This window comes from Streptomyces xylophagus (assembly GCF_000716435.1).
Taxonomy (GTDB): Bacteria; Actinomycetota; Actinomycetes; order Streptomycetales; family Streptomycetaceae; genus Streptomyces; species Streptomyces xylophagus.
In genome coordinates this window covers 85,703-104,126 of record NZ_JNWO01000021.1, presented here as the reverse complement: position 1 = coordinate 104,126, position 18,424 = coordinate 85,703, and the positions used below count along the sequence as shown (strand labels likewise).

At 69.8% G+C, this 18,424-nt stretch carries 18 protein-coding genes and 1 pseudogene; 12 read left to right on the top strand and 7 right to left on the bottom strand.

Annotated features, from left to right (window positions below):
• The first annotated feature begins 176 nt into the window (after positions 1-176).
• From OO70_RS36785 to OO70_RS36760, 6 genes are all read left to right on the top strand, one after another.
• A complete protein-coding gene (locus tag OO70_RS36785; protein WP_043681370.1) occupies positions 177-1,385 on the top strand; it encodes a S8 family peptidase in 1,209 nt (402 codons plus the stop codon).
• Between the two features lie 279 nt (positions 1,386-1,664).
• Positions 1,665-1,985: a hypothetical protein gene (locus tag OO70_RS36780; RefSeq protein ID WP_043681367.1), complete on the top strand. Its 321-nt coding sequence runs from the start codon at positions 1,665-1,667 to the stop codon at positions 1,983-1,985.
• A gap of 367 nt (positions 1,986-2,352) precedes the next feature.
• A complete protein-coding gene (locus OO70_RS36775; RefSeq protein ID WP_043681365.1) occupies positions 2,353-3,204 on the top strand; it encodes a glycosyltransferase family 2 protein in 852 nt (283 codons plus the stop codon).
• A complete protein-coding gene (locus OO70_RS36770; protein WP_043681362.1) occupies positions 3,201-4,202 on the top strand; it encodes a glycosyltransferase family 2 protein in 1,002 nt (333 codons plus the stop codon). Before OO70_RS36775 ends, OO70_RS36770 begins: the two co-directional genes overlap by 4 nt.
• Positions 4,195-4,995, top strand: a complete 801-nt coding sequence (locus OO70_RS36765; RefSeq protein WP_043681360.1) for a polysaccharide deacetylase family protein — start codon at positions 4,195-4,197, stop codon at positions 4,993-4,995. Before OO70_RS36770 ends, OO70_RS36765 begins: the two co-directional genes overlap by 8 nt.
• Entirely contained in the window at positions 4,988-8,821 is a 3,834-nt protein-coding gene (locus tag OO70_RS36760) for a lipopolysaccharide biosynthesis protein (protein WP_043681357.1), read from the top strand. The genes OO70_RS36765 and OO70_RS36760 overlap by 8 nt, the downstream gene beginning before the upstream one ends.
• A 23-nt stretch (positions 8,822-8,844) precedes the next feature.
• On the opposite strand, the gene OO70_RS36755 is transcribed toward OO70_RS36760, so the two are convergent.
• The gene (locus tag OO70_RS36755; RefSeq protein ID WP_043681354.1) at positions 8,845-10,260 is read right to left on the bottom strand and encodes a GH39 family glycosyl hydrolase; all 1,416 of its coding nucleotides are present in this window, start codon (positions 10,258-10,260) and stop codon (positions 8,845-8,847) included.
• A gap of 188 nt (positions 10,261-10,448) precedes the next feature.
• Between OO70_RS36755 and OO70_RS36750 the strand changes: the two genes are divergently transcribed.
• Positions 10,449-11,543: a DUF5925 domain-containing protein gene (locus OO70_RS36750; protein ID WP_043681350.1), complete on the top strand. Its 1,095-nt coding sequence runs from the start codon at positions 10,449-10,451 to the stop codon at positions 11,541-11,543.
• Positions 11,544-11,629: 86 nt separating this feature from the next.
• Here OO70_RS36750 and OO70_RS36745 read toward each other — a convergent pair whose 3' ends face one another.
• Positions 11,630-12,001, bottom strand: coding sequence for a GntR family transcriptional regulator (locus OO70_RS36745; RefSeq protein ID WP_043681347.1), 372 nt, complete (start codon positions 11,999-12,001; stop codon positions 11,630-11,632).
• Positions 12,002-12,088: 87 nt separating this feature from the next.
• On the opposite strand from OO70_RS36745, the gene OO70_RS36740 reads away from it, so the two are divergent.
• Together OO70_RS36740 and OO70_RS36735 are read left to right on the top strand one after the other, a co-directional pair.
• On the top strand, positions 12,089-13,018 hold the full coding sequence (locus OO70_RS36740) for a GNAT family N-acetyltransferase (protein ID WP_043681344.1): 930 nt from the start codon (positions 12,089-12,091) through the stop codon (positions 13,016-13,018).
• Positions 12,999-13,499 carry a DUF402 domain-containing protein gene (locus OO70_RS36735; protein ID WP_043681342.1) on the top strand — a complete coding sequence of 167 codons (501 nt, stop codon included), beginning with the start codon at positions 12,999-13,001 and terminating at the stop codon, positions 13,497-13,499. Before OO70_RS36740 ends, OO70_RS36735 begins: the two co-directional genes overlap by 20 nt.
• A 16-nt stretch (positions 13,500-13,515) precedes the next feature.
• Here OO70_RS36735 and OO70_RS36730 read toward each other — a convergent pair whose 3' ends face one another.
• Positions 13,516-14,124, bottom strand: a complete 609-nt coding sequence (locus OO70_RS36730; protein ID WP_043681339.1) for a class I SAM-dependent methyltransferase — start codon at positions 14,122-14,124, stop codon at positions 13,516-13,518.
• A 136-nt stretch (positions 14,125-14,260) separates the two neighbouring features.
• Here OO70_RS36730 and OO70_RS56710 point away from each other — a divergent pair, with 136 nt between their 5' ends.
• Positions 14,261-14,395, top strand: coding sequence for a hypothetical protein (locus OO70_RS56710; RefSeq protein ID WP_267881249.1), 135 nt, complete (start codon positions 14,261-14,263; stop codon positions 14,393-14,395).
• A gap of 6 nt (positions 14,396-14,401) precedes the next feature.
• On the opposite strand, the pseudogene OO70_RS36725 reads toward OO70_RS56710, so the two are convergent.
• Together OO70_RS36725 and OO70_RS36720 are read right to left on the bottom strand one after the other, a co-directional pair.
• Positions 14,402-14,864, bottom strand: a pseudogene (locus OO70_RS36725) (GNAT family N-acetyltransferase).
• Positions 14,861-15,208 (bottom strand): cupin domain-containing protein, encoded by a 348-nt coding sequence (locus OO70_RS36720; RefSeq protein ID WP_043681337.1) that lies wholly within the window; start codon positions 15,206-15,208, stop codon positions 14,861-14,863. The pseudogene OO70_RS36725 and the gene OO70_RS36720 overlap by 4 nt, the downstream one beginning before the upstream one ends.
• Positions 15,209-15,400: 192 nt before the next feature.
• Here OO70_RS36720 and OO70_RS36715 point away from each other — a divergent pair, with 192 nt between their 5' ends.
• On the top strand, positions 15,401-16,435 hold the full coding sequence (locus OO70_RS36715; RefSeq protein WP_043681334.1) for a lytic polysaccharide monooxygenase auxiliary activity family 9 protein: 1,035 nt from the start codon (positions 15,401-15,403) through the stop codon (positions 16,433-16,435).
• 61 nt (positions 16,436-16,496) lie between these two features.
• Here OO70_RS36715 and OO70_RS36710 read toward each other — a convergent pair whose 3' ends face one another.
• Both OO70_RS36710 and OO70_RS36705 read right to left on the bottom strand, forming a co-directional pair.
• A complete protein-coding gene (locus OO70_RS36710; RefSeq protein WP_043681332.1) occupies positions 16,497-17,357 on the bottom strand; it encodes an esterase/lipase family protein in 861 nt (286 codons plus the stop codon).
• A gap of 146 nt (positions 17,358-17,503) precedes the next feature.
• Positions 17,504-17,950, bottom strand: coding sequence for a MarR family winged helix-turn-helix transcriptional regulator (locus tag OO70_RS36705; protein ID WP_043681329.1), 447 nt, complete (start codon positions 17,948-17,950; stop codon positions 17,504-17,506).
• Between the two features lie 95 nt (positions 17,951-18,045).
• Here OO70_RS36705 and OO70_RS36700 point away from each other — a divergent pair, with 95 nt between their 5' ends.
• The gene (locus tag OO70_RS36700) at positions 18,046-18,420 is read left to right on the top strand and encodes a cupin domain-containing protein (RefSeq protein ID WP_043681981.1); all 375 of its coding nucleotides are present in this window, start codon (positions 18,046-18,048) and stop codon (positions 18,418-18,420) included.
• Positions 18,421-18,424: the final 4 nt, after the last annotated feature.

Sequence of the window (18,424 nt, the reverse complement as noted above, 5' to 3'; positions counted from 1 at the left end):
ATGACAGCTCTGTGACAGGCCGTCAACTCCCTTGAACCACACCGGTTCATGACCGAGGCTTTGCTCAGCCTTGGTGCGGAACGCAACGCTCCACGGCCGTGCGCGCGTCAACGCGCGCATCCCCACAGTCGCGCGCCGACCCGGGCGCGCGCCGCCTGGAGGAGGACTCCCTCGTAATGGCACTCCTGCGTAGCAACAAGCTCCGGCTCGCCGCGATGACCGGCGCGGCCACCGCCGCTCTCGTCGGCGGGCTCACCGCACTCCCCGCCCAGGCCGCCCCGGCCACGGGCACGGTACTGGCCGCCGGCTCCCCCACAGCCGTCGACGGCAGCTACATCGTCACCCTCAAGAAGAGCGCCGGCCTCAAGGCGTCCTCGGCCGCGGGCAAGGGGCTGATCAAGGAGTACGGCGGCACGGTCAAGAAGACGTTCGGCACCGTACTGAACGGCTACTCGGCGACCCTCACCGCGACCGAGGCGAAGAGACTCGCCGCCGACCCGGCGGTCGCCGCGGTGGAGCAGAACCAGCGCGTCCACCTGACCGACACCACGCAGTCCAGCGCGCCCTGGGGCCTGGACCGCATCGACCAGGCCGCGCTGCCGCTGTCGGGGACGTACACCTACCCGGACAGCGCGGGCAGCGGTGTGACCGTGTACGTCATCGACACCGGCGTCCGGATCACCCACACCCAGATCAGCGGCCGTGCCTCGTACGGCTACGACGCGGTCGACGGCGACACCACCGCCCCCGACGGCAACGGCCACGGCACCCATGTGGCCACGACGATCGCGGGCACGACGTACGGCGTCGCCAAGAAGGCGAACATCGTGGCGGTCCGGGTGCTCGACAACAGCGGCTCGGGTACGACCGCCGGCGTGATCGCGGGCATCGACTGGGTGACCTCGAACCACACCACCCCGGCGGTCGCCAACATGTCGCTCGGCGGCTCCGCCTCCACCTCGCTCGACACGGCGGTCGCCAACTCCATCTCCAGCGGCGTGACTTACGCGGTCGCGGCGGGCAACAGCAGCGCCAACGCCTCCTCGTACTCCCCCGCCCGGGTGTCCACGGCGATCACGGTCGGCGCCACCACCAGCACGGACGCCAAGGCCAGTTACTCCAACTACGGCTCGATACTGGACATCTTCGCGCCCGGCTCGTCGATCCTGGCGGGCTACAACACCAGTGACACCGCCACCGCCACCCTGTCGGGCACCTCGATGGCGACCCCGCACGTGGCGGGCGCGGCGGCCGTCTATCTCTCGGGCCACACCTCGTCCACCCCGGCCCAGGTCGCCACGGCCCTGGTGAACGGCGCCACTTCGGGTGTCGTGACCAGCGCGGGCACCGGTTCACCGAACAAGCTGCTGAAGCTCGTCCCGTAACGCTCACCCGCCCCACCGAATCACCGGTTCCCCGGAGGCAGCAGATGCCTCCGGGGAACACCCATTCGGAGATGCACGAGAACCGGTGCAAGCGGCTCTTTCACCTTGACGTGCCCGGTCGGGCTGCGCCACATTGAAACCCGGCATCCGGCGCGCTGGGGGGCAAAGTCGCCAATGCAGACCTTACGTACCAAGAGAGCTTCCACGGACGGCGTCGAGCGTGCGCGGTCAGGACCGGGGAGGGACCTGACGCCACTGCTCGCGGGCGCCGCTGTCGCCGTGGGAGGAGTCGGCGCGCTGCTCGCGCTCATCGACTCGGGATCACCACTGCGCGGGCCGTTCGCGCTTTTCTTCCTGTTCTCCGCGCCGGCCGCCTCAATTGCCGCGGTGCTGCGCGGACTTGATCCCTTCGGCCGCGTTCTCACTTCGGTGGCGGGCGCGGTCGTCGTCGACATGCTGGTGGCCCAGGGAATGCTGGCCGTGCATCGCTGGTCGATCGACGGGGGAATCATCGCGGTGGCGGCGATCAGTGGCCTGATATCGCTATCGGTATTCACGCGGCATATGCACGGCCGCACAACGGCTGACAAAGTAGGGTAACGGTCAAACCAACAAAAACGTGAGGCCTCGTTCCAGGTCTTGCCATACAGGTTCAATCATCAATACCGTCGTACATCTCACCCGCACTGGTCCATCATCGAGCGGCTCTAGGGGAGGGCTCAAGGACCGCGATGAACCGGGGTGGGGCGCGGTAGGGGGGTGCCGTGCTCGGTGACCGCACTTGTGACCGAGTCGTGCCGCGCGGCCGGCTTTCATGTCTTTCGGGGGTCGACCAGCTTTGCCAGCTCACCACGCGTGCACGGAGATCCTTTTCTCCGTGTCGCCGTGAGAACCCCCCTTTCGAACCGGAGCACAGAGCCGGGCCGCCCAGGGGCGGGCGGTCCGCCGGACGAGAGGGACCAGACTCGTGAGTTCTGTTCTGCGCCCAGCGACATCGGGCCAAGATCCGTTAATGTCGGCCAAATACCGGCCCATCTCCTCTCACCTGGCCATTACACCGCCGGTGAGCATCGTGATTCCCGCCATGAATGAGGCGGAGAATCTTCCCTACGTCTTCAAGACCCTTCCCGCGTGGATCCACGAAGTGGTTCTTGTGGACGGCAATTCCACCGACGACACCGTCGAAGTGGCCCGCGAGCTGTGGCCCGGGGTCAAGGTCGTCGAACAACAGGGCAAGGGCAAGGGGGATGCCCTGATCACCGGGTTCGAGGCGTGCAGCGGCGACATCATCGTGATGGTCGACGCGGACGGCTCGGCCGACGGGAACGAGATCGTCAGCTATGTCTCCGCCCTCGTCTCGGGCGCGGACTTCGCCAAGGGCTCGCGCTTCGCCAACGGCGGCGGCACGGACGACATGACGTTCATCCGCAAGCTCGGCAACTGGGCGCTGTGCACGATCGTCAACCGCAAGTTCGGCGCCCGCTACACCGATCTCTGCTATGGATACAACGCGTTCTGGAGGCACTGCCTCGACAAGATCGACCTCGACTGCACCGGCTTCGAGATCGAGACCCTGATCAACATCCGGGTGGTCAAGGCCGGCCTCAAGGTGCAGGAGATCCCCAGCCACGAGTACCTCCGTATCCACGGCACGAGCAATCTGCGGGCCGTGCGGGACGGTATCCGGGTGCTCAAGGTGATCCTCAAGGAGCGCTCCAACCGGCGTGCGCTGCGCCGCCGTTCGCACTCCACGATGATCGACGGTCTCGACCGGCGGCGCGACTCGCAGGTCGACTCGGTCCGGGGAGAGGTGTCTTGAGCAGTCACGACATCTCCGTCGTGATCTGCGTCTACACCGAGGACCGCTGGGAGGACATCCTCGCGGCGGTCTCCTCGGTGCGGGCGCAGTCACGGCCCGCGCTGGAGACGTTGCTGGTCGTCGACCACAACCCCGCTCTCCTGGACCGACTCACCAGGGAGTACAAGGACTTGAAGGAGACGGGCGAGGTCCGCGTGCTGGCGAACGCGGGCCCGCGCGGTCTGTCCGCCGGCCGCAACACCGGCATCGCCGCCTCGCGCGGCGAGGTCATCGCCTTCCTCGACGACGACGCCGTGGCCGAGCGGGAGTGGCTGCGGTACTTCGCCGAGGCGTACACCGATCCGCGGGTGATGGCCGTCGGCGGCCGTACGCTGCCGATCTGGGCGTCGGGCCGCCGGCCCGCCTGGTTCCCCGCGGAGTTCGACTGGGTGGTGGGCTGCACGTACAAGGGCCTGCCGCCGGGCCGGGTGCGGGTGCGCAACGTCCTCGGCGGCAACGCCTCGTTCCGGCGTACGGCGTTCGACGCGGCCGGCGGCTTCGCCACCGGAATCGGGCGCGACGGCGACAAGCGTCCGCTGGGCTGCGAGGAGACGGAACTCTGCATCCGCCTCACCCGCGCCAGACCGGACGCGGTGCTGCTCATCGACGACCGGGCGGTGATCCACCACCGGGTGCCCGAGGCGCGCGAGCACTTCGGGTACTTCCGTACGCGTACCTACGCCGAGGGTCTCTCCAAGGCGCTGGTGGCCCGAAGTGTCGGCGCCGACAAGGGACTTGAGTCCGAGCGCCGGTACACGACCCGGGTGCTGCCTGCCGGAGTGGTGCGCGGGCTGCGGGACGCCGTGTTCGCCCGGCCGGGCGGTGCGGGCCGGGCGGGCGCGATCGTCGCCGGGGTGTTCACGGCGGCGGGCGGGTATGTCGTCGGGAGCGTCAAGGCACGACGGGGCGGGGCCACTTTCGAAGTGGTCGGGATCGATCGGGGGGACGCACATGAGTGACACACCGGTGCCGATCCTCATGTACCACTCGATCGCCACCTCCCCGAACGACGCCACCCGCGCCCTGTCCGTCGCACCGGAGGCGTTCGCCGAACAGCTGGCCCTGCTCGGCGACCTGCGCTTCACGCCGATCAACACCGCCGATCTGGCCGCGAGTTGGCGTTCCGGCAAGCCGCTGCCCGACCGCCCGGTCCTGATCACCTTCGACGACGGCTACGAGGGTGTGCACCGGCACGCCCTGCCCGCACTGGCCCAACACGGCTTCGCTTCCACCCTGTTCGTCTCCACGGGCTGGATCCGGGGCGCCCACGACACCGGGGGCGGCCTGGACACCATGCTCGACTGGGACCAGGTGCGCGAACTCGCGGGCGCGGACGTCGAGATCGGCGGCCACAGCCACACCCACCCGCAGCTCGACCAGCTCGACGACGACTCCCTGCGCGCGGAGCTGGTCCGCTGCAAGGAGATCGTCGCCGACGAACTCGGCGCCGTACCCGTCTCGTTCGCGTATCCGTACGGCTACTCCAGCCGCCGGGTGCGCCAGGCGGTGCGCGCGGCCGGGTTCGCGCAGGCGCTCGCCGTCGGCAACGACCTCGCCCGCCGCCGGCAGGGGCCGTATGCCTTGCGGCGGGTAACTGTGCGCCGCAGTACGGGTGTCGAGGAGTTCGAGCGGCTCGTCGAGGGCCGTGCGATCGCCCGCAACTTCGCCAGGGACCGTGCCCTCACCCAGGGCTACGCCATGGTCCGCAGAGCCCGCCAGGTCCGCCGGAAGGCCAGCCGTTCCCGTGTCTGACACGACGACCACCACCCAGGCCGCAACGCCCGAGCCCGCGGCGTCCCAGCAGTCGGGGCGCCGTCTGCGCCTGCCGGGGAGGGGCAAGTCCCCCGGCGGCAGCCCGCTGTTCCGCAACGCCTACGCCCTGATGCTCAACACCGGGATCTCCGCGGTGCTCGGGCTCGGCTACTGGCTGATCGCGGCCCACTACTACTCGCCTTCCGCGGTCGGGCAGGGTTCGGCGGCGATCGCCGCGATGAAACTGCTCGCCGGACTCACCGCGGTGACCCTGACGGGCGCCCTGGCCCGCTTCATCCCGGTCGCGGGACGCGCCACCGGACGCCTCATCTTCCGTACGTACGCGGGCAGTTCGCTCGTCGTCGCGGTCGGGGCCGGCATCTTCCTGCTGACCCTGAGCGACTGGGGACCCTCGTACCGCTTCCTGCACGGGCCGGTCCCCGCGCTCGGCTTCGTCGTGGCGGTCGTCGCCTGGAACCTGCTCACACTCCAGGACGGGGTGCTGACCGGGTTGCGCAGCGCGCCCTGGGTGCCGGTGGGCAACACGGTGTTCTCGGCGGTGAAGTTGGCGCTGCTCGTGGGGCTGGCGTCGGCGCTCGCCACGAGCGGTGTCTTCGTGTCGTGGGTCGCCGCGATCGCGTTCTCCGTGGTGCCGCTCGGCTGGCTGGTGTTCCGGCGGCTGGTGCCCCGGCACATCAAGGCGACCGAGGAGCACGCGAAGCCGCCGACGCTGAAGGAGATCAGCAGGTTCCTCGCCGGGGACTACACCGGCTCGCTGTTCTCGCTCGCCGTGGTCTACCTCGTGCCGGTGATCATCGCCTCGCAGGTCAGCTCCGAGGACAACGCGTACTTCTACATCACCACGACGATAGGCGGCACGGTCAACCTGCTCGCCATCAACATGGGCGCCTCGCTGACCGTCGAGGGCTCGCACGATCCCGCGCGGATCGCCGCCAACACCCGGGCCGCGCTCAAGCGGATGGCCCGGATCATGCTCCCGATCTGCGGGCTGCTCTTCATCGGCGCCCCGTACATCCTGGGCGTGTTCGGCGCGGGCTACGCGGACGCGGCGACACCGCTGCTGCGCTGGTTCGCGGTGGGCGCGCTGCTGCGGGTCGTCATGGAGACGTACTTCGCGGTGCTGCGCGCGCAGAGCCGCACCAGTGGACTCGCCCTGCTGCAGGGCCTGTTGTGCGTCCTCGTGCTCGGTCTGACGCTGCTGCTGCTCCCCCGCATGGGCCTGACCGGCGCGGGCGTCGCCGAGATCTCCAGCCTCGCGGTGATCGTGACGATCGCCGCGCCCAAACTCTTCAAGACGCTCAGGGCCGCGCCGCCCGCCGAGCTGCCCGAGGACGCGGCACCGGACGGCGACCTCGCCGACCTCGGAGCGCGCGAGGTCCCGGCCGCACCGCGTCGGCGGGGCCCGGCCTGGGCGCTCGACTCCGACACCCTCGCGCTCGGCATACATGTGGACTTCGACCACCTGGAACGCCGACCCGACGTACGCCCCGGTCCCGGCACCCCGCCCACCGGCACCCCCATCGTGTCCGGCGAGCAACGGCCGACCTGGGCGCTCGGCATCAAGCGGTCCGAGGTCGTGGGACTGCCCGTGGAGGAGCGGGAACCCGGCTCGGAGTCCTCGCTGAGTCCGTCCACCGAGCCGGAGGTGGACGCGCCGTTCGAACCCGCCGACGGCTCCGACCGGGTGGTCGTACCGGAGGCTGCGCTCGTAGCGGCAGAAGCACGGGAGACGGAGTCCCGGGAAGCCGAAGTACCGCCGCCCGCCCGCCCGTTGTCCCTGCGCGAACGCCTCGTGCCCACGCGCCCCGGTGTCGTGCTCGGCTGTCTGCTGGTCGCCGCGCTGCTCCTGTACTGGGTGCCCGCGCTGCGGCTCGGCGAGTCCGACCTGGACCGCATGGGCGGGCTCGGCCTGATCTCGGTGCTGCCGCTGCCGACGCTGGTCGGGGCCGCGCTGCTGATCACGGTGTTCGCCTCACTGCTGTGGCTGGGCCGCGAGCACAAGGCACTGCTGCTGATCACCCTGCTGGCGACCGTGGTCTCGCTGCACGCGCTGCCCGCGGTGATCGAGACCGAGCCGCGCTTCCCGACGGCCTGGCAGCACCTCGGGTTCATCGACTACATCGACCGCACCGGGTCGGCCGTGCCCGACCTGGACGCCCGCTGGAGCTGGCCGGGCTTCTTCGCGGTGGCCGCGTTCGTCGGCAGGGCGTGCGGGGTCACCGACTGGACCGAGGTGATCCGCTGGTGGCCCACCGCCATCCAACTCGCCTATCTGGCACCGATGTTCCTGCTCGTGCGCTCGCTGCGGGCGAGCTGGCGGGCGAAGTGGACCGGCATCTGGATCTTCGTGCTCAGCGGCTGGGTCGGCCAGGACTACTTCTCCCCGCAGGGCTTCACGTTCCTCCTCTATCTGACCTTCGTGGCGATCCTCCTGGTCTGGTTCCGGGCGCCGAAGGTCCTGTGGACGAAGATGCGGCCCGGCGAGGCGGAGGTCGAACCGACCGACCGACGCCAACAGGCCGTCCTGCTCCTGGTGTTGATCGGTCTGTTCGCGGCGAGCGTCCCGGCCCACCAGCTCACGCCGTTCGTGATGCTGGGCGTGCTCACGGTCCTCGTCCTGATCGGCCGCTCCGAACTGCGCGGCCTGCCCATCCTGTTCGCGGTGCTGGTCGCGGTGTGGATCGGCTTCATGGCCGAGCCGTACTGGTCGGGACACTTCAACGACCTCTTCGGCGGGGTCGGCGGCGTCGGCAGCAATGTCTCGACCTCCGTCTCCGGCCGTATCCAGGGCGGCAGTTCGACCCACAAGCTGGTCCTCTACGCCCGGGTCCTGCTGGCCGGCGGCGTCATGGCCTTCGCCTGCTGGGGCTGGTGGCGCCGCCGCGACCACAAGTACCGCGAACGCTCCCTGCTCGTCCTCACCTTCGTCCCGTTCCTGGGCTTCGGCATGCAGTCCTACGGCGGCGAGATGGCGCTGCGCGTCTTCATGTTCGCGGTGCCGGGCGCGGCCCTGCTCGCCGGTCTCGCCCTCTTCCCGCGCACCGGCGCCACCGCCAAGGAGCGTGAGAAGGACCGGATGAGCCTCGCCCCGCTGGCCGCGCTGGTCGCCGGCCTGCTGCTCATGGGCGGCTTCCTGGTGGCCCGTTGGGGCAACGAGGGCTTCGAGCGGGTCCGGCCCGGCGAGGTCGCCGCCATGAACTACGTGTACGCCCACGACAAGCCGACGGTACGGCTGCTGTGGCTGAGCAACGACACGGTCAACGACGTGACGCCGGCGATGCCGTGGGGCGCGAAGGACATGGAACGCGTCAACTACGTGCCGACGCTGGCCCCTTCGGACCCGGTGCTGGTGTCCGGCCTGGTCAAGGCGCTCAAGGACGCGGGCCCGAACTCGTATCTGATGCTCAACAAGAGCCAGGTCGTCTCACTCCAGCTGGACGCGGGCTACTCGGCGACCTGGGAGTCCCGGCTCATCCAGAACCTGGACAACCGGCAGGAGTTGAGGAAGGTCCTCGTCAACGACGACGTGACCATGTACGCGCTGCGCAAGCAGCCGGCCGGCGCGGTCCCCAAGCCCGATCCCGGGCCGATCGGACCGCAGATCACCTGGACGCCGTGGTCGGTGGTCGGCGCGCTCGCCGCCCTCGCCCTGATCCTGATGCTGACGGCCCGCGAGGTCGTCCGGGTCGCGGTGCGGCCGAGTGTGCGTCAACTGCGGTGGCTGCAGAGCAGTTTCTGGTTCTCGCTGCCCCTGCTGGCGGTGCTGCTGGCCTCGCTGGTGCAGCGGTTCCTGACCATGAAGTAGCGGGTCCTATGAGGTGAAGTGGCTTATCGCGTAAGCCACTTCACCTCATAGGCCGCCATGTCGAACTGCTTGCCGTCGACGTTCGCGCTGATCTGCCGGTCCAGGGTGTTCACGACCAGGACCGTCTTGCCGGTGGCGAGGACCCGTACGTTGGGCACGTCGTCGGCGGCGACCGACACGGTCTCGTACTTGGTGCCGGGCCCGAAGGCCGCGTCGAAGCGCGAGACCAGGTCGTACATGGGCAGTTGCTTCCCGCCGTCGGAGCTGTCGGTCGGGGTCCACAGGCAGCCCGCGCAGTCCGTGCCCTTCTCGTCCTCCGGGTTCCAGTAGAAGCCGGAGGTGGCGCCGCCCTTGGCCATGGCGATCATGCCGGTGGCCTGGACGGCGACGCGGCGGGTCTCGGACCAGCCCTTGCGGTCGTCGTTGCCGTCGGCGGGCTCGACGTAGTACTCGGCCCACCACAGCGGCAGGTCGTGCGTCTGCTGCCGTACCCACTCGCTGACGGCGGTGAGTTTGTCGGTGGCCCCGAACTCGTTCGGCAGCATCTCGTCGTCGTTGGTGTAGCTGGAGCCGTCGACGACCACGAAGTCCGCGCCGACCTTGTTCTTGTTCCAGTAGTCGAAGGCGTCGATGATCCGCTGGTCCATCGCGCCCCAACTGCCCTTGAAGGTGCTGGAGGCGTTCGCGTCGCGCGGGTCGACGCTGTCCATGACGAGATACGGCCCGCCGACCATGATCTTCGGGTTGACCTTCTTCAACGCCTTGTAGACGAGGTTGTAGAGCTGGGTGTAACCCTCGTAGTCCCAGCGCTGTTCGGCGTTGTTCCAGAAGCCCTTGAACTCGTTCCACACGATGAAGTGGGTGACGTCCGGGTACCGCTTCGCGACGGTCGCGGCGAGCGCGGCGAAGTCCGCGTAGTGGTCCGGTTTCGGCGCCGTCTCCAACGAGGCCTGGCTCCAATTGGTGTTGTCGACACCGGACTTGCCGCCCTTCATCCAGTCCGGGGAGCAGCACAGCGTGATGACCGGGGTGCCGCCGGACTTGCGGACGAAGTCGATACGACGGTCCAGGGCGCCGAAGTCGTAACGCCCCTTCACCGGCTCGGGGTTGTCGGCGCCCCAGCCCATGATGGCCTGGTCCTGCGGGAGTTGGGACTTGGCCAGCAGTCCCTCGACGCGTTCGGTCGCGGTGTCGCTGCCCTCGTCGGCGCTGTACTGGGTGTGCGTGAAGCCCCAGCCGACCTCCGGCCGGTCCTCGTCGGGCGGGGTCGCCGGAGTGCCGTGCACCTTGTCGCCGTCGCGCGAGGTGCCCGTGGTGCTTCCGCCGCCGGGAAGCGTGTTGATCAGGGTCACGATCAGGGCCAGTGCGGCCACACCGACGCCGAGCAGCGCGGTGAGGCGCCACCGTCGTGCCCCCGAATTCCACCCATGACGTCCCATCAAGGGCAACAGTAACTGCGGTGCCGGGCTGTGGGGCAGGTCTCCACATGCACAGGCTTGTAACAGGACCGAGGGGATACACGGCGGACACGGAGCGGACACATCGGATGCACCGGGCGGATTCGACACTCGGGGGCGCACTGCGGAAAGCGGGTGCACGGGGCGTCCGTGTGCCGGATCATGGCCCCATGTCTGCCAACCCACACGACGCCCTGCCGATCAGGCTCAACGTCGACGACTCCGACTCCCCGTCCGACGTCGTCGACGCGCTGTTCCTCGGCCGCTTCGCGACGGGCGAGCAGCCGTACTCGCACGCCGCGAACATCGATCGCGTACGGTCCGGGGCGACCCTGCTCCCGCCGGGCGCCCGTGTGCTGCGCGCCGCCCGCGACGACGACCGCAGCGCGACGCTGGCCGAGGGCGACGGCTGGACCCTGCTCATCTCCCGCTGGAACCGCGGCGCCGACGTCACGGTCACCGCGACCAGCGAGGAGCTCGCCGAGAAGGTCCTCGACCAGGCCACCGACGGCGCGGCCGACGAGCCCGAACCGCAGCCGGAGAACGTGACGATGGGGTTCTGGTACGTCTCCCCCAGGCGCGGCCCGCACCGTACGACCCGGCAGATCTCGGCGGGCACATGGGACGAGGTGCGCCCGAACTACACGGGTCCGGTGGCCGACGCGATGGACACCCTGATGAAGACGACCCCGGAGGACATCGCGGGCCGGCTGCTGTTGCTGCACGGCCCGCCCGGCACCGGCAAGACCTCGGCGCTGCGCACGCTGGCGCGTTCCTGGCGGGACTGGTGTCAGGTGGACTGCGTACTGGACCCGGAGCGGCTGTTCAGCGACGTCGGCTATCTGATGGACATCGCGATCGGCGAGGACGACACGACGGGGAAGGGGCGTTGGCGGCTCCTCCTCCTCGAGGACTGCGACGAGTTGATCCGCGGCGAGGCGAAGCACACGGCCGGCCAGGCCCTCTCCCGCCTCCTGAACCTGACGGACGGCCTCCTCGGCCAGGGCCGCAACGTCCTGGTCGGCGTCACCACCAACGAGGACCTCGAGCGCCTCCACCCCGCCGTCGTCCGCCCCGGCCGCTGCCTGGCCCGCATCGAGGTCGGCCCCCTCACCCGCAGCGAGGCGGTGAACTGGCTCGGCACGGAGGAGGGCGTAGGCCGCGAGGGCGCGACCCTGGCGGAGCTGTACGCCCTGCGCCGGGGCACCCAGCCGACATCGGTACCGGACCAGCGGGAGGGGGCGGACGCGGGGTTGTATCTGTAGGCGCCGGCTCCACTTCTGCCGGTGATTTGTCTCCGCCGCAACGACGCTCAGCCACAACGGCGCTTCACGGCGGTGCCGAACTCCCCTCAACCCTCCCCATAGGCCGCCCGCAGGGCATCCCGCACAGCCGCCACCGCATCCCCCTCCGCAAGCCCCAGCCGCCGAACCTTCTCCGCGTAGGCCTGCGCGGCCAACGACGCCTCCCGCTCCGCCGCCGAGCCCGCGGCAGCGATCAGCGTCCCGTTGCGCCCGCGCGTCTCGATCACCCCGTCCGTCTCCAGCGCCCGGTACGCCTTGGCGACGGTGTTGGCGGCGAGGCCGAGCGACTCCGCCAGTCCTCGTACCGTGGGCAGCTTGTAGCCCACCGGCAGCGCTCCGGACCGGGCCTGCGCCGAGATTTGGGCGCGGATCTGCTCGTACGGCGCGGCACTGTCATCGATGTGGATCTTCAAGGTCACGGCCCGATTGTCCCGCACCCACCGCGGAACGCGCCCACCGGAAAATGAGAGGCACTCCGGCGCGGCTCCGCCGTAGCGTGCGACTCCATGACCGTGATCGCGCGCGACCTGAACCCCGACGTCCGAGCCGACCTGGACGGCTTCGTCCAGGTCCGTCGACTCGCCCTCCCCTACATGCTGTTCACCCCGGAGTCCGTGGCCTTCGACATCGCGCACGCCCATCCGGAGGCCCGGCTGCGCAGGCTGGTCGCGGAGGAGGACGGCGAGATCATCGGCACGGCACAGGTGGGCATCGCCTACGAGAGCCCCGAGCCCGGCCAGGGTTTCGTCAACGTGTACGTGCACCCGGAGCGGACACACCGGGGCGCGGGCGCGCTCCTGGTCCGCACCGCCGAGGAGCACCTGGCCGCCGAGGGCGCGACCAGGCTCTACGCCTGGGTCCTGGACGAGCCCGGCAACCGCGCCTTCGCCGAACGCTTCGACTACACGGCGAGCCGCTCCGCGCACTTCCTCCGCCTGGACCTGGCGCACGGCACCCTGCCCCCGCTCCGGACTCCCCCGCCGGGCGTCGAGATCCGCCCGGGCTCGGACTTCGACGCCGATCCGCGCCCCCTGTTCGACCTGGACGCGGAGGCGATGCTGGACGAACCCAGCGACATCGCCACCGAGTTCACGGACTACGAGGCCTGGCTGGACGAGACCTGGCGGCACCCCCTGTTCAGCCCCGAGCTGACGTCCGTAGCCCTCGTCGACGGACGCCCGGCGGCCTTCAGCGCCGCCCGCACGGACGACGGCAGTCGCTACGGCACGGTGATGACCGGCGCCGCCCGTGCCCACCGCGGCCGGGGCCTCGCCAAGCTCGCCAAGAACGACTCCCTGCACCGCGCCCGCGCCGCCGGATACACGGAGGCGTTCACGGGCAACGACACCGGCAACGAGCCGATGCTCGCGATCAACAAATGGTTCGGTTATGAGACCTGCGCTACGGAGGTGCGGTATGTCCGTGAACTCACCTGATCCTGCACGCCAGTTGGACGTCGTCCTCGTCAAGGCGGGCCGGACGAAGATCCGTTACGCGGCGGAGCTGCTCTTCGACGACGGCACCCGCCTCGCGGTCCGCGCTCCGTGGGCCGGTGACGGCGTCCGTGACTTCGGCTTCGTGCGGTTCGAGCCCGGTGACGTGTTCACCGAGTACTACTGGCGGGACCGCTGGTTCGCGGTGAAGGAAGTCCGGGACGGCACCGGGGAGTTGAAGGGCTGGTACTGCGACATCACCCGCCCCGCGACCCTCTCCGGCACCGAACTCGTCGTAGAGGACCTCGACCTGGACCTGTGGCGATCCGCCGACGGTAGGGATGTGATCCGGCTGGACGAGGACGAGTTCGAGGAGAGTGGGCTGGCCGGGTCGGACCCCACGGCCGCGGCGGCGGCCGCGGCGGCGCTCGACGAGTTGGAGAGGCTGGCCCGTGAGGGCGGGTTCGACGCGCTGCTGGAGTGACGGCGGGCGGGCCGGGCTACGGCACGGCCACCACCGCGTACCGCTCGTCCTCCACGGTCTTCCCCCACAGCAGCGGGTCGTCCGACAGCCGCTCCACGCGCACCTGCCCGGCGGCGGATACCAGGGGTGCCAGGAGTTCGGCGAGGCGGTCGGCGGGTATGCCGACCGGGCTGACCGTCCCCCAGCGGCCCTCGATCAGCACGAGCCTGCCGCCGGGGCGCAGCAGGCCGCGCCAGTGCCGCAGGACCCGGGCGGGGTCGGGCAGGCTCCACAGCACATGCCGTACGAGGACGACGTCGAAGCGCTGCTCGCCCACCGGCGGCGCGGCCGCGTCACCGACGAGGAACGCCGCGTCACGGCCGGCCAGCTTCGCGCGGGCGAGGTCCACCATCGCCGGGGACAGGTCGACGCCGGTGACGTGGTGTCCCTGCTCGGCGGCGAGGAGCGACAGGCTGCCGGTGCCGCAGCCGAGGTCGAGGATGTCGGCGGCGCCGGCGGGCAGCCAGGCGCGCAACCGGCCCGCCCAGGCCCGCCGGATCTCCGGGTCGCGCAGGCCGTGATCAGGCTCTTCGTCGAAGGCGGCGGCCTCCGCGTCCCAGTCCACTTTCGCTTCGGATTCACTCATGGGCCAAGAGTGACACCCGCCACTGACAGTCCCATCGTGACAGCCACCACAGACAGAACCGGACCGATGAGTCACCCTCCCGGAAACGGTCCACCTCGTGAGAACACGAACCCCGGGTGGACACAAGGAGGCAGCCATGCGCCGCATGACCGTGCAGAAGCCCCTGAAGAAGTCGGACACCCGTCGCGTGCGGGACGAGACCGACGAGCGCCCTGTCGAGCGCCCCGAGGTCCGAAAGGACATCGCCCGCACGTGGTGGCCGGACGGCTGAGCCGGGTCAGTCGAGCCGCTTGCGGTAGTGGATGCGGTCGTAGGGCCCGTCCGTGCGCCGCTCGACGACCTCGTACCCGAACCTCGGGTAGATCTCCTGGTTCTCCCACATCAGCGCGTTGGTGTAGAGCCTGACCTCGGGCAGCCCGAGGTCACGCGCGCGTGCGTCCACGAACTCCAGCAGCCGCCGCCCCACCCCCCGTGCCGTGCGCGTCGGGGTGGACGGCGATGCTGTCGAGGAACAGGTGATCGTCGCGCTCCTCGATGACCACCAGCCCGATCACGGGCTCGCCGGTCACGAACACCCGCCCGGCGGCCACATTCGCCATGTGGTCCGCCTCCATGGGCTGCGGCACCACACCGATGCGCGCGATGTAGTGGTGGTACGCCATGTCGGTCACGGCCTTCACGACCGGCACGTCGGCGAGGACGGCCACCCGTATCCCGTCGTGCGCGCTGCCCTCCGTCATGGGGCGGTGTAGGTACGGAGCACGAGCATCCGGACACCCTCCGCACTCACCCACGGCCCGTGCTCCATCCCCGGATGGCGATACGCGTACATGCCCGCCGTGAAGGTCTCCCCGAGGCTCAGGTCGGTGAAGGCGCCGTCGAGGATGTACACCTCCTCGAAGAAGTCGTGCCGGACGACGCCCTGCGCGCTGGTGTCCGTCCCCGGCTCGTACCGCTGGAGCACGGTGGCGTCCCCGGACACCGGATCCACGGCCAACTCCTGCTCCCACACCCCGTCGACCGCCCCGGCCGGTTGCCGCCAGGGTGCCTCGGGACGATGGAACTCGGACTGCGGTCTGCTCATGCGCGCCACCTCTCCACCCGCACGAGACTAGCCCTCCCTGAGCCGTCGGTTAGCCCTGCCTTAACGCCACCATAAGGATCTCCCTCCCCCGTCTCCAGCAGGCGATTCCGCGGTTTCCAGGGGCTAGCTTCTGATCACCCCACGGGATCCGTCCCCCGCGCCGAGAACCGTCCGAGGAGTTGGAGTTCCGCCATGCCCGCACGCCGCAAGGCCGCCGCTGTCGCCGTCCTCGGTATGACTCCCCTCGCACTGACCGCGCTCGCCGCGGCGCCCGCGGCGGCGCACGGTTCGATGGGGGACCCGGTCAGCCGGGTCGCGCAGTGCTACGCGGAGGGCCCGGAGAACCCGAAGTCGGCCGCGTGCAAGGCGGCGGTCGCGGCCGGTGGCACGCAGGCGCTCTACGACTGGAACGGCATCCGGATCGGCGACGCGAACGGACAGCACCAGACGCTGATCCCGGACGGCAAGCTGTGCAGCGCGAACAGCGAGGAGTTCAAGGGCCTCGACCTGGCCCGCGCGGACTGGCCGGCGACGAGCGTGAGCAGCGGCTCGTACACCTTCAAGTACCGCGTGACCGCCCCGCACAAGGGCACCTTCAAGGTGTACATCACCAAGTCCGGCTACGACCCCTCGCAGCCGCTCGCCTGGGCCGATCTGGACCTGGAGCACCCGGTCGCGACCTCCACCGACCCGGTCGCGTCGGGCGGCTTCTACACCTTCTCCGGCAACCTCCCGGCGCGCTCCGGCAAGCAGCTCCTGTACGCGATCTGGCAGCGCTCGGACAGCCCGGAGGCGTTCTACTCCTGCTCGGACGTCAGCTTCGGCGGGAGCGGAAACGGGAGTGGCACGGGGGCCAACGGCGGTGGTGCGGCGGGCAGTTCGACGCCGACGCCCACTCCCACCCCGATCGCTCCCACGACTCCCCCGCCCACCGCGTCCGCCCCTTCCGACGAGCAGATCGCCGCCGGTGCCGACAAGTCGACTGTCGAGCACAACGGCCACGGAGACGCGGACGCGAGCACCTCGGCGGAGCCGGCAGCCGCCACGACCCAGGCCAACGAGCCGCAAACCACGGGCAGTTCACAGGACCTCGCCGAGACCGGCAGCAACGACAGCTCGCCGTATCTCGCCATGGGTGGCGCGGCCGCCCTGGCGCTCGGCGCCGCGGCCCTGTTCGCCTCGGTCCGCCGCCGCGCGACCAACGGCGGCGGACGGCACGGCCGTTAGGCGGCCGTACAGGGGGCGGGGCCTGTCCGGCGGCTCAGGTCGGACAGGCCCCGCTGTGCCATCAGCTCAGTGCCGACAGGCAGTTGGTGGTGGTGGCGTGCGCGGGGTCGAGGGCGTTGGCGACCTCGTGGAAGGCGATCCGGTCGGTCAGCCCGAGGAGGGCGTGCTCGGAGAGATCGACTGAACACAGGTTCTGGATCAGCACGTTGTGCACGTCGGATCCGCTGAGGAACTGGCTGCTGTACGGCGTGACCACCTCGTCGTACTTGGTGGCGATGACCGTGTAGTGGACGCCGGGGACGGTGTCACCGCCCGCGTTCAGCTTGGCGAGGAAGGCCGAGCCGGCGATCTGGTCGGCGAGGGCGGGGGCGGTCGCGGCGATCACGTCCTCGGCACCGGGGAAGTACGGCAGGAGTTTGGTGAGGCCGTCCAGGGTGGTGCCGTGGTTGTCGGGCGCGATGCCGACGAAGGTGTCCACCTTGGCGGCTCCGCCGAGGAACTTGAGGTAGTAGCGGGGCATCATGCCGCCCTGCGAGTGACCGACGAGGTCGACCTTGGTCGCGCCGGTCGCGGCGAGCACCTTGTCGACGTAGGCCTGGAGCTGGACCGCCGACTGGTCGATGGGGCCGAGGCCGTATACGAGGGGGACACCGGGGAGTTGGCCGTAGTCGAGGGAGAAGACGCAGTAGCCGCGGGCCTCCAGGTACGGCGCGAGGGCCAGCCAGTTGTCGGTGCCGTTGGCGAAGGTGCCGTGGACGAGGACGACAGGGTCGGGATGGGCGGCGGAGGGGTCACAGCTGTAGTCGTTCCAACCGGTGCTGGACGCGGTCGACGCCTGGGCGGTGGCGGCGGGGACGGCGACCACCGCGGCGGTCAGGAGCAGTGCGGTCAGGGGTCTGAGCACTCGTTTCCAGGGCAGCATCGTGTGATCTCCTTGCGGCTCAAGGGAGTTGCGACGGCCTTACGCCCTGTGATCCGGATCACAAGAATGCTGTTCACTCGTCAAGTTACGAGCGAGTAGGTGAAGTGTGAAGTTACGCGTCAGTAAAAACTTCCAGTGGTAACCGGTCACCAGGTGGGCCTGAGGGGACCGTAGGGCGCAATACGCCGCAAACGGTCACACAACACGCGCACTTCACCCTCACCCAACAGTTCGACCCAGGGCTGCACGGCATCGGCAGCGGCCTCCTCCGCGGCTCGCGTACAGGCCCACCCCGACTCCGTGAGCACGACCAACCGGGCGCGCGCGTCAGCGGGGTGCGGGCGCCGCTCGACGTAGCCCTTGCGCACGAGTTCATCGACGAGCTGGCTGGCGGCCTGCTTGGTGACTCCGAGGTGGGCGGCGAGGTCGGTGGCCGTCGCACCGTCCGGGGCGAGGCGCGCGAAAGCGAAGCCGTGCGCGGGCCGCACCCCCTCGAAACCGCGGGCGACAACCCCGTCGTTGATACGGCTCGTCAGGTCACCCGCGGCGGCGAGCAGGGCGGCGGTCAGGGCGATGGCCTCGGAGTTCTCCACGACGGCATTGAAACACCCTTGACGAACCGGTCAAGCTGCTTGACCATGATGGATATATGGTCAAGCAGCTTGACTATTCATTTCTGGAGGCAGTCGTGCCCGTCGTCCATCCGTCCGACGCCGTCGTCCACGAGATCCACGGCGCCCGCTTCGTCTCGTACGCCCATCCCCGCACCGGCAGCAAGCAGTTGTGCGCGTGGCGCGGCGAGATCCCCGCCGGTACCAAGGCTCCCCTGCACACCGTCAACCATGAGGAGATCCTGCACATCCTCGAAGGCGAGCTGGTGATCACGCTCGACGGTCGTACCGAGCGGGTCGGTGCGGGTGACACGCTGATCATCAACCCCGGCGCGACCTTCGGCGCCGAGAACCCCACCGACCGGACCGTGGTCACCTGGGTCACCACGACCATCGGCCTGGAGGCCGAGCTGGCCGACGGCACGCGTGTCGTCGCGCCGTGGGCCAACTGACGTA

What these genes read in the sequence shown, in the direction of transcription:
- OO70_RS36715 (WP_043681334.1), top strand. Translation starts at nt 15,401, where the DNA reads ATGCCCGCACGCCGCAAGGCCGCCGCTGTCGCCGTCCTCGGTATGACT.
- OO70_RS36755 (WP_043681354.1), bottom strand. Translation starts at nt 10,260, where the DNA reads ATGGGACGTCATGGGTGGAATTCGGGGGCACGACGGTGGCGCCTCACC.
- OO70_RS36720 (WP_043681337.1), bottom strand. Translation starts at nt 15,208, where the DNA reads ATGAGCAGACCGCAGTCCGAGTTCCATCGTCCCGAGGCACCCTGGCGG.
- OO70_RS56710 (WP_267881249.1), top strand. Translation starts at nt 14,261, where the DNA reads ATGCGCCGCATGACCGTGCAGAAGCCCCTGAAGAAGTCGGACACCCGT.
- OO70_RS36710 (WP_043681332.1), bottom strand. Translation starts at nt 17,357, where the DNA reads ATGCTGCCCTGGAAACGAGTGCTCAGACCCCTGACCGCACTGCTCCTG.
- OO70_RS36765 (WP_043681360.1), top strand. Translation starts at nt 4,195, where the DNA reads ATGAGTGACACACCGGTGCCGATCCTCATGTACCACTCGATCGCCACC.
- OO70_RS36740 (WP_043681344.1), top strand. Translation starts at nt 12,089, where the DNA reads ATGACCGTGATCGCGCGCGACCTGAACCCCGACGTCCGAGCCGACCTG.
- OO70_RS36735 (WP_043681342.1), top strand. Translation starts at nt 12,999, where the DNA reads ATGTCCGTGAACTCACCTGATCCTGCACGCCAGTTGGACGTCGTCCTC.
- OO70_RS36730 (WP_043681339.1), bottom strand. Translation starts at nt 14,124, where the DNA reads ATGAGTGAATCCGAAGCGAAAGTGGACTGGGACGCGGAGGCCGCCGCC.
- OO70_RS36785 (WP_043681370.1), top strand. Translation starts at nt 177, where the DNA reads ATGGCACTCCTGCGTAGCAACAAGCTCCGGCTCGCCGCGATGACCGGC.
- OO70_RS36750 (WP_043681350.1), top strand. Translation starts at nt 10,449, where the DNA reads ATGTCTGCCAACCCACACGACGCCCTGCCGATCAGGCTCAACGTCGAC.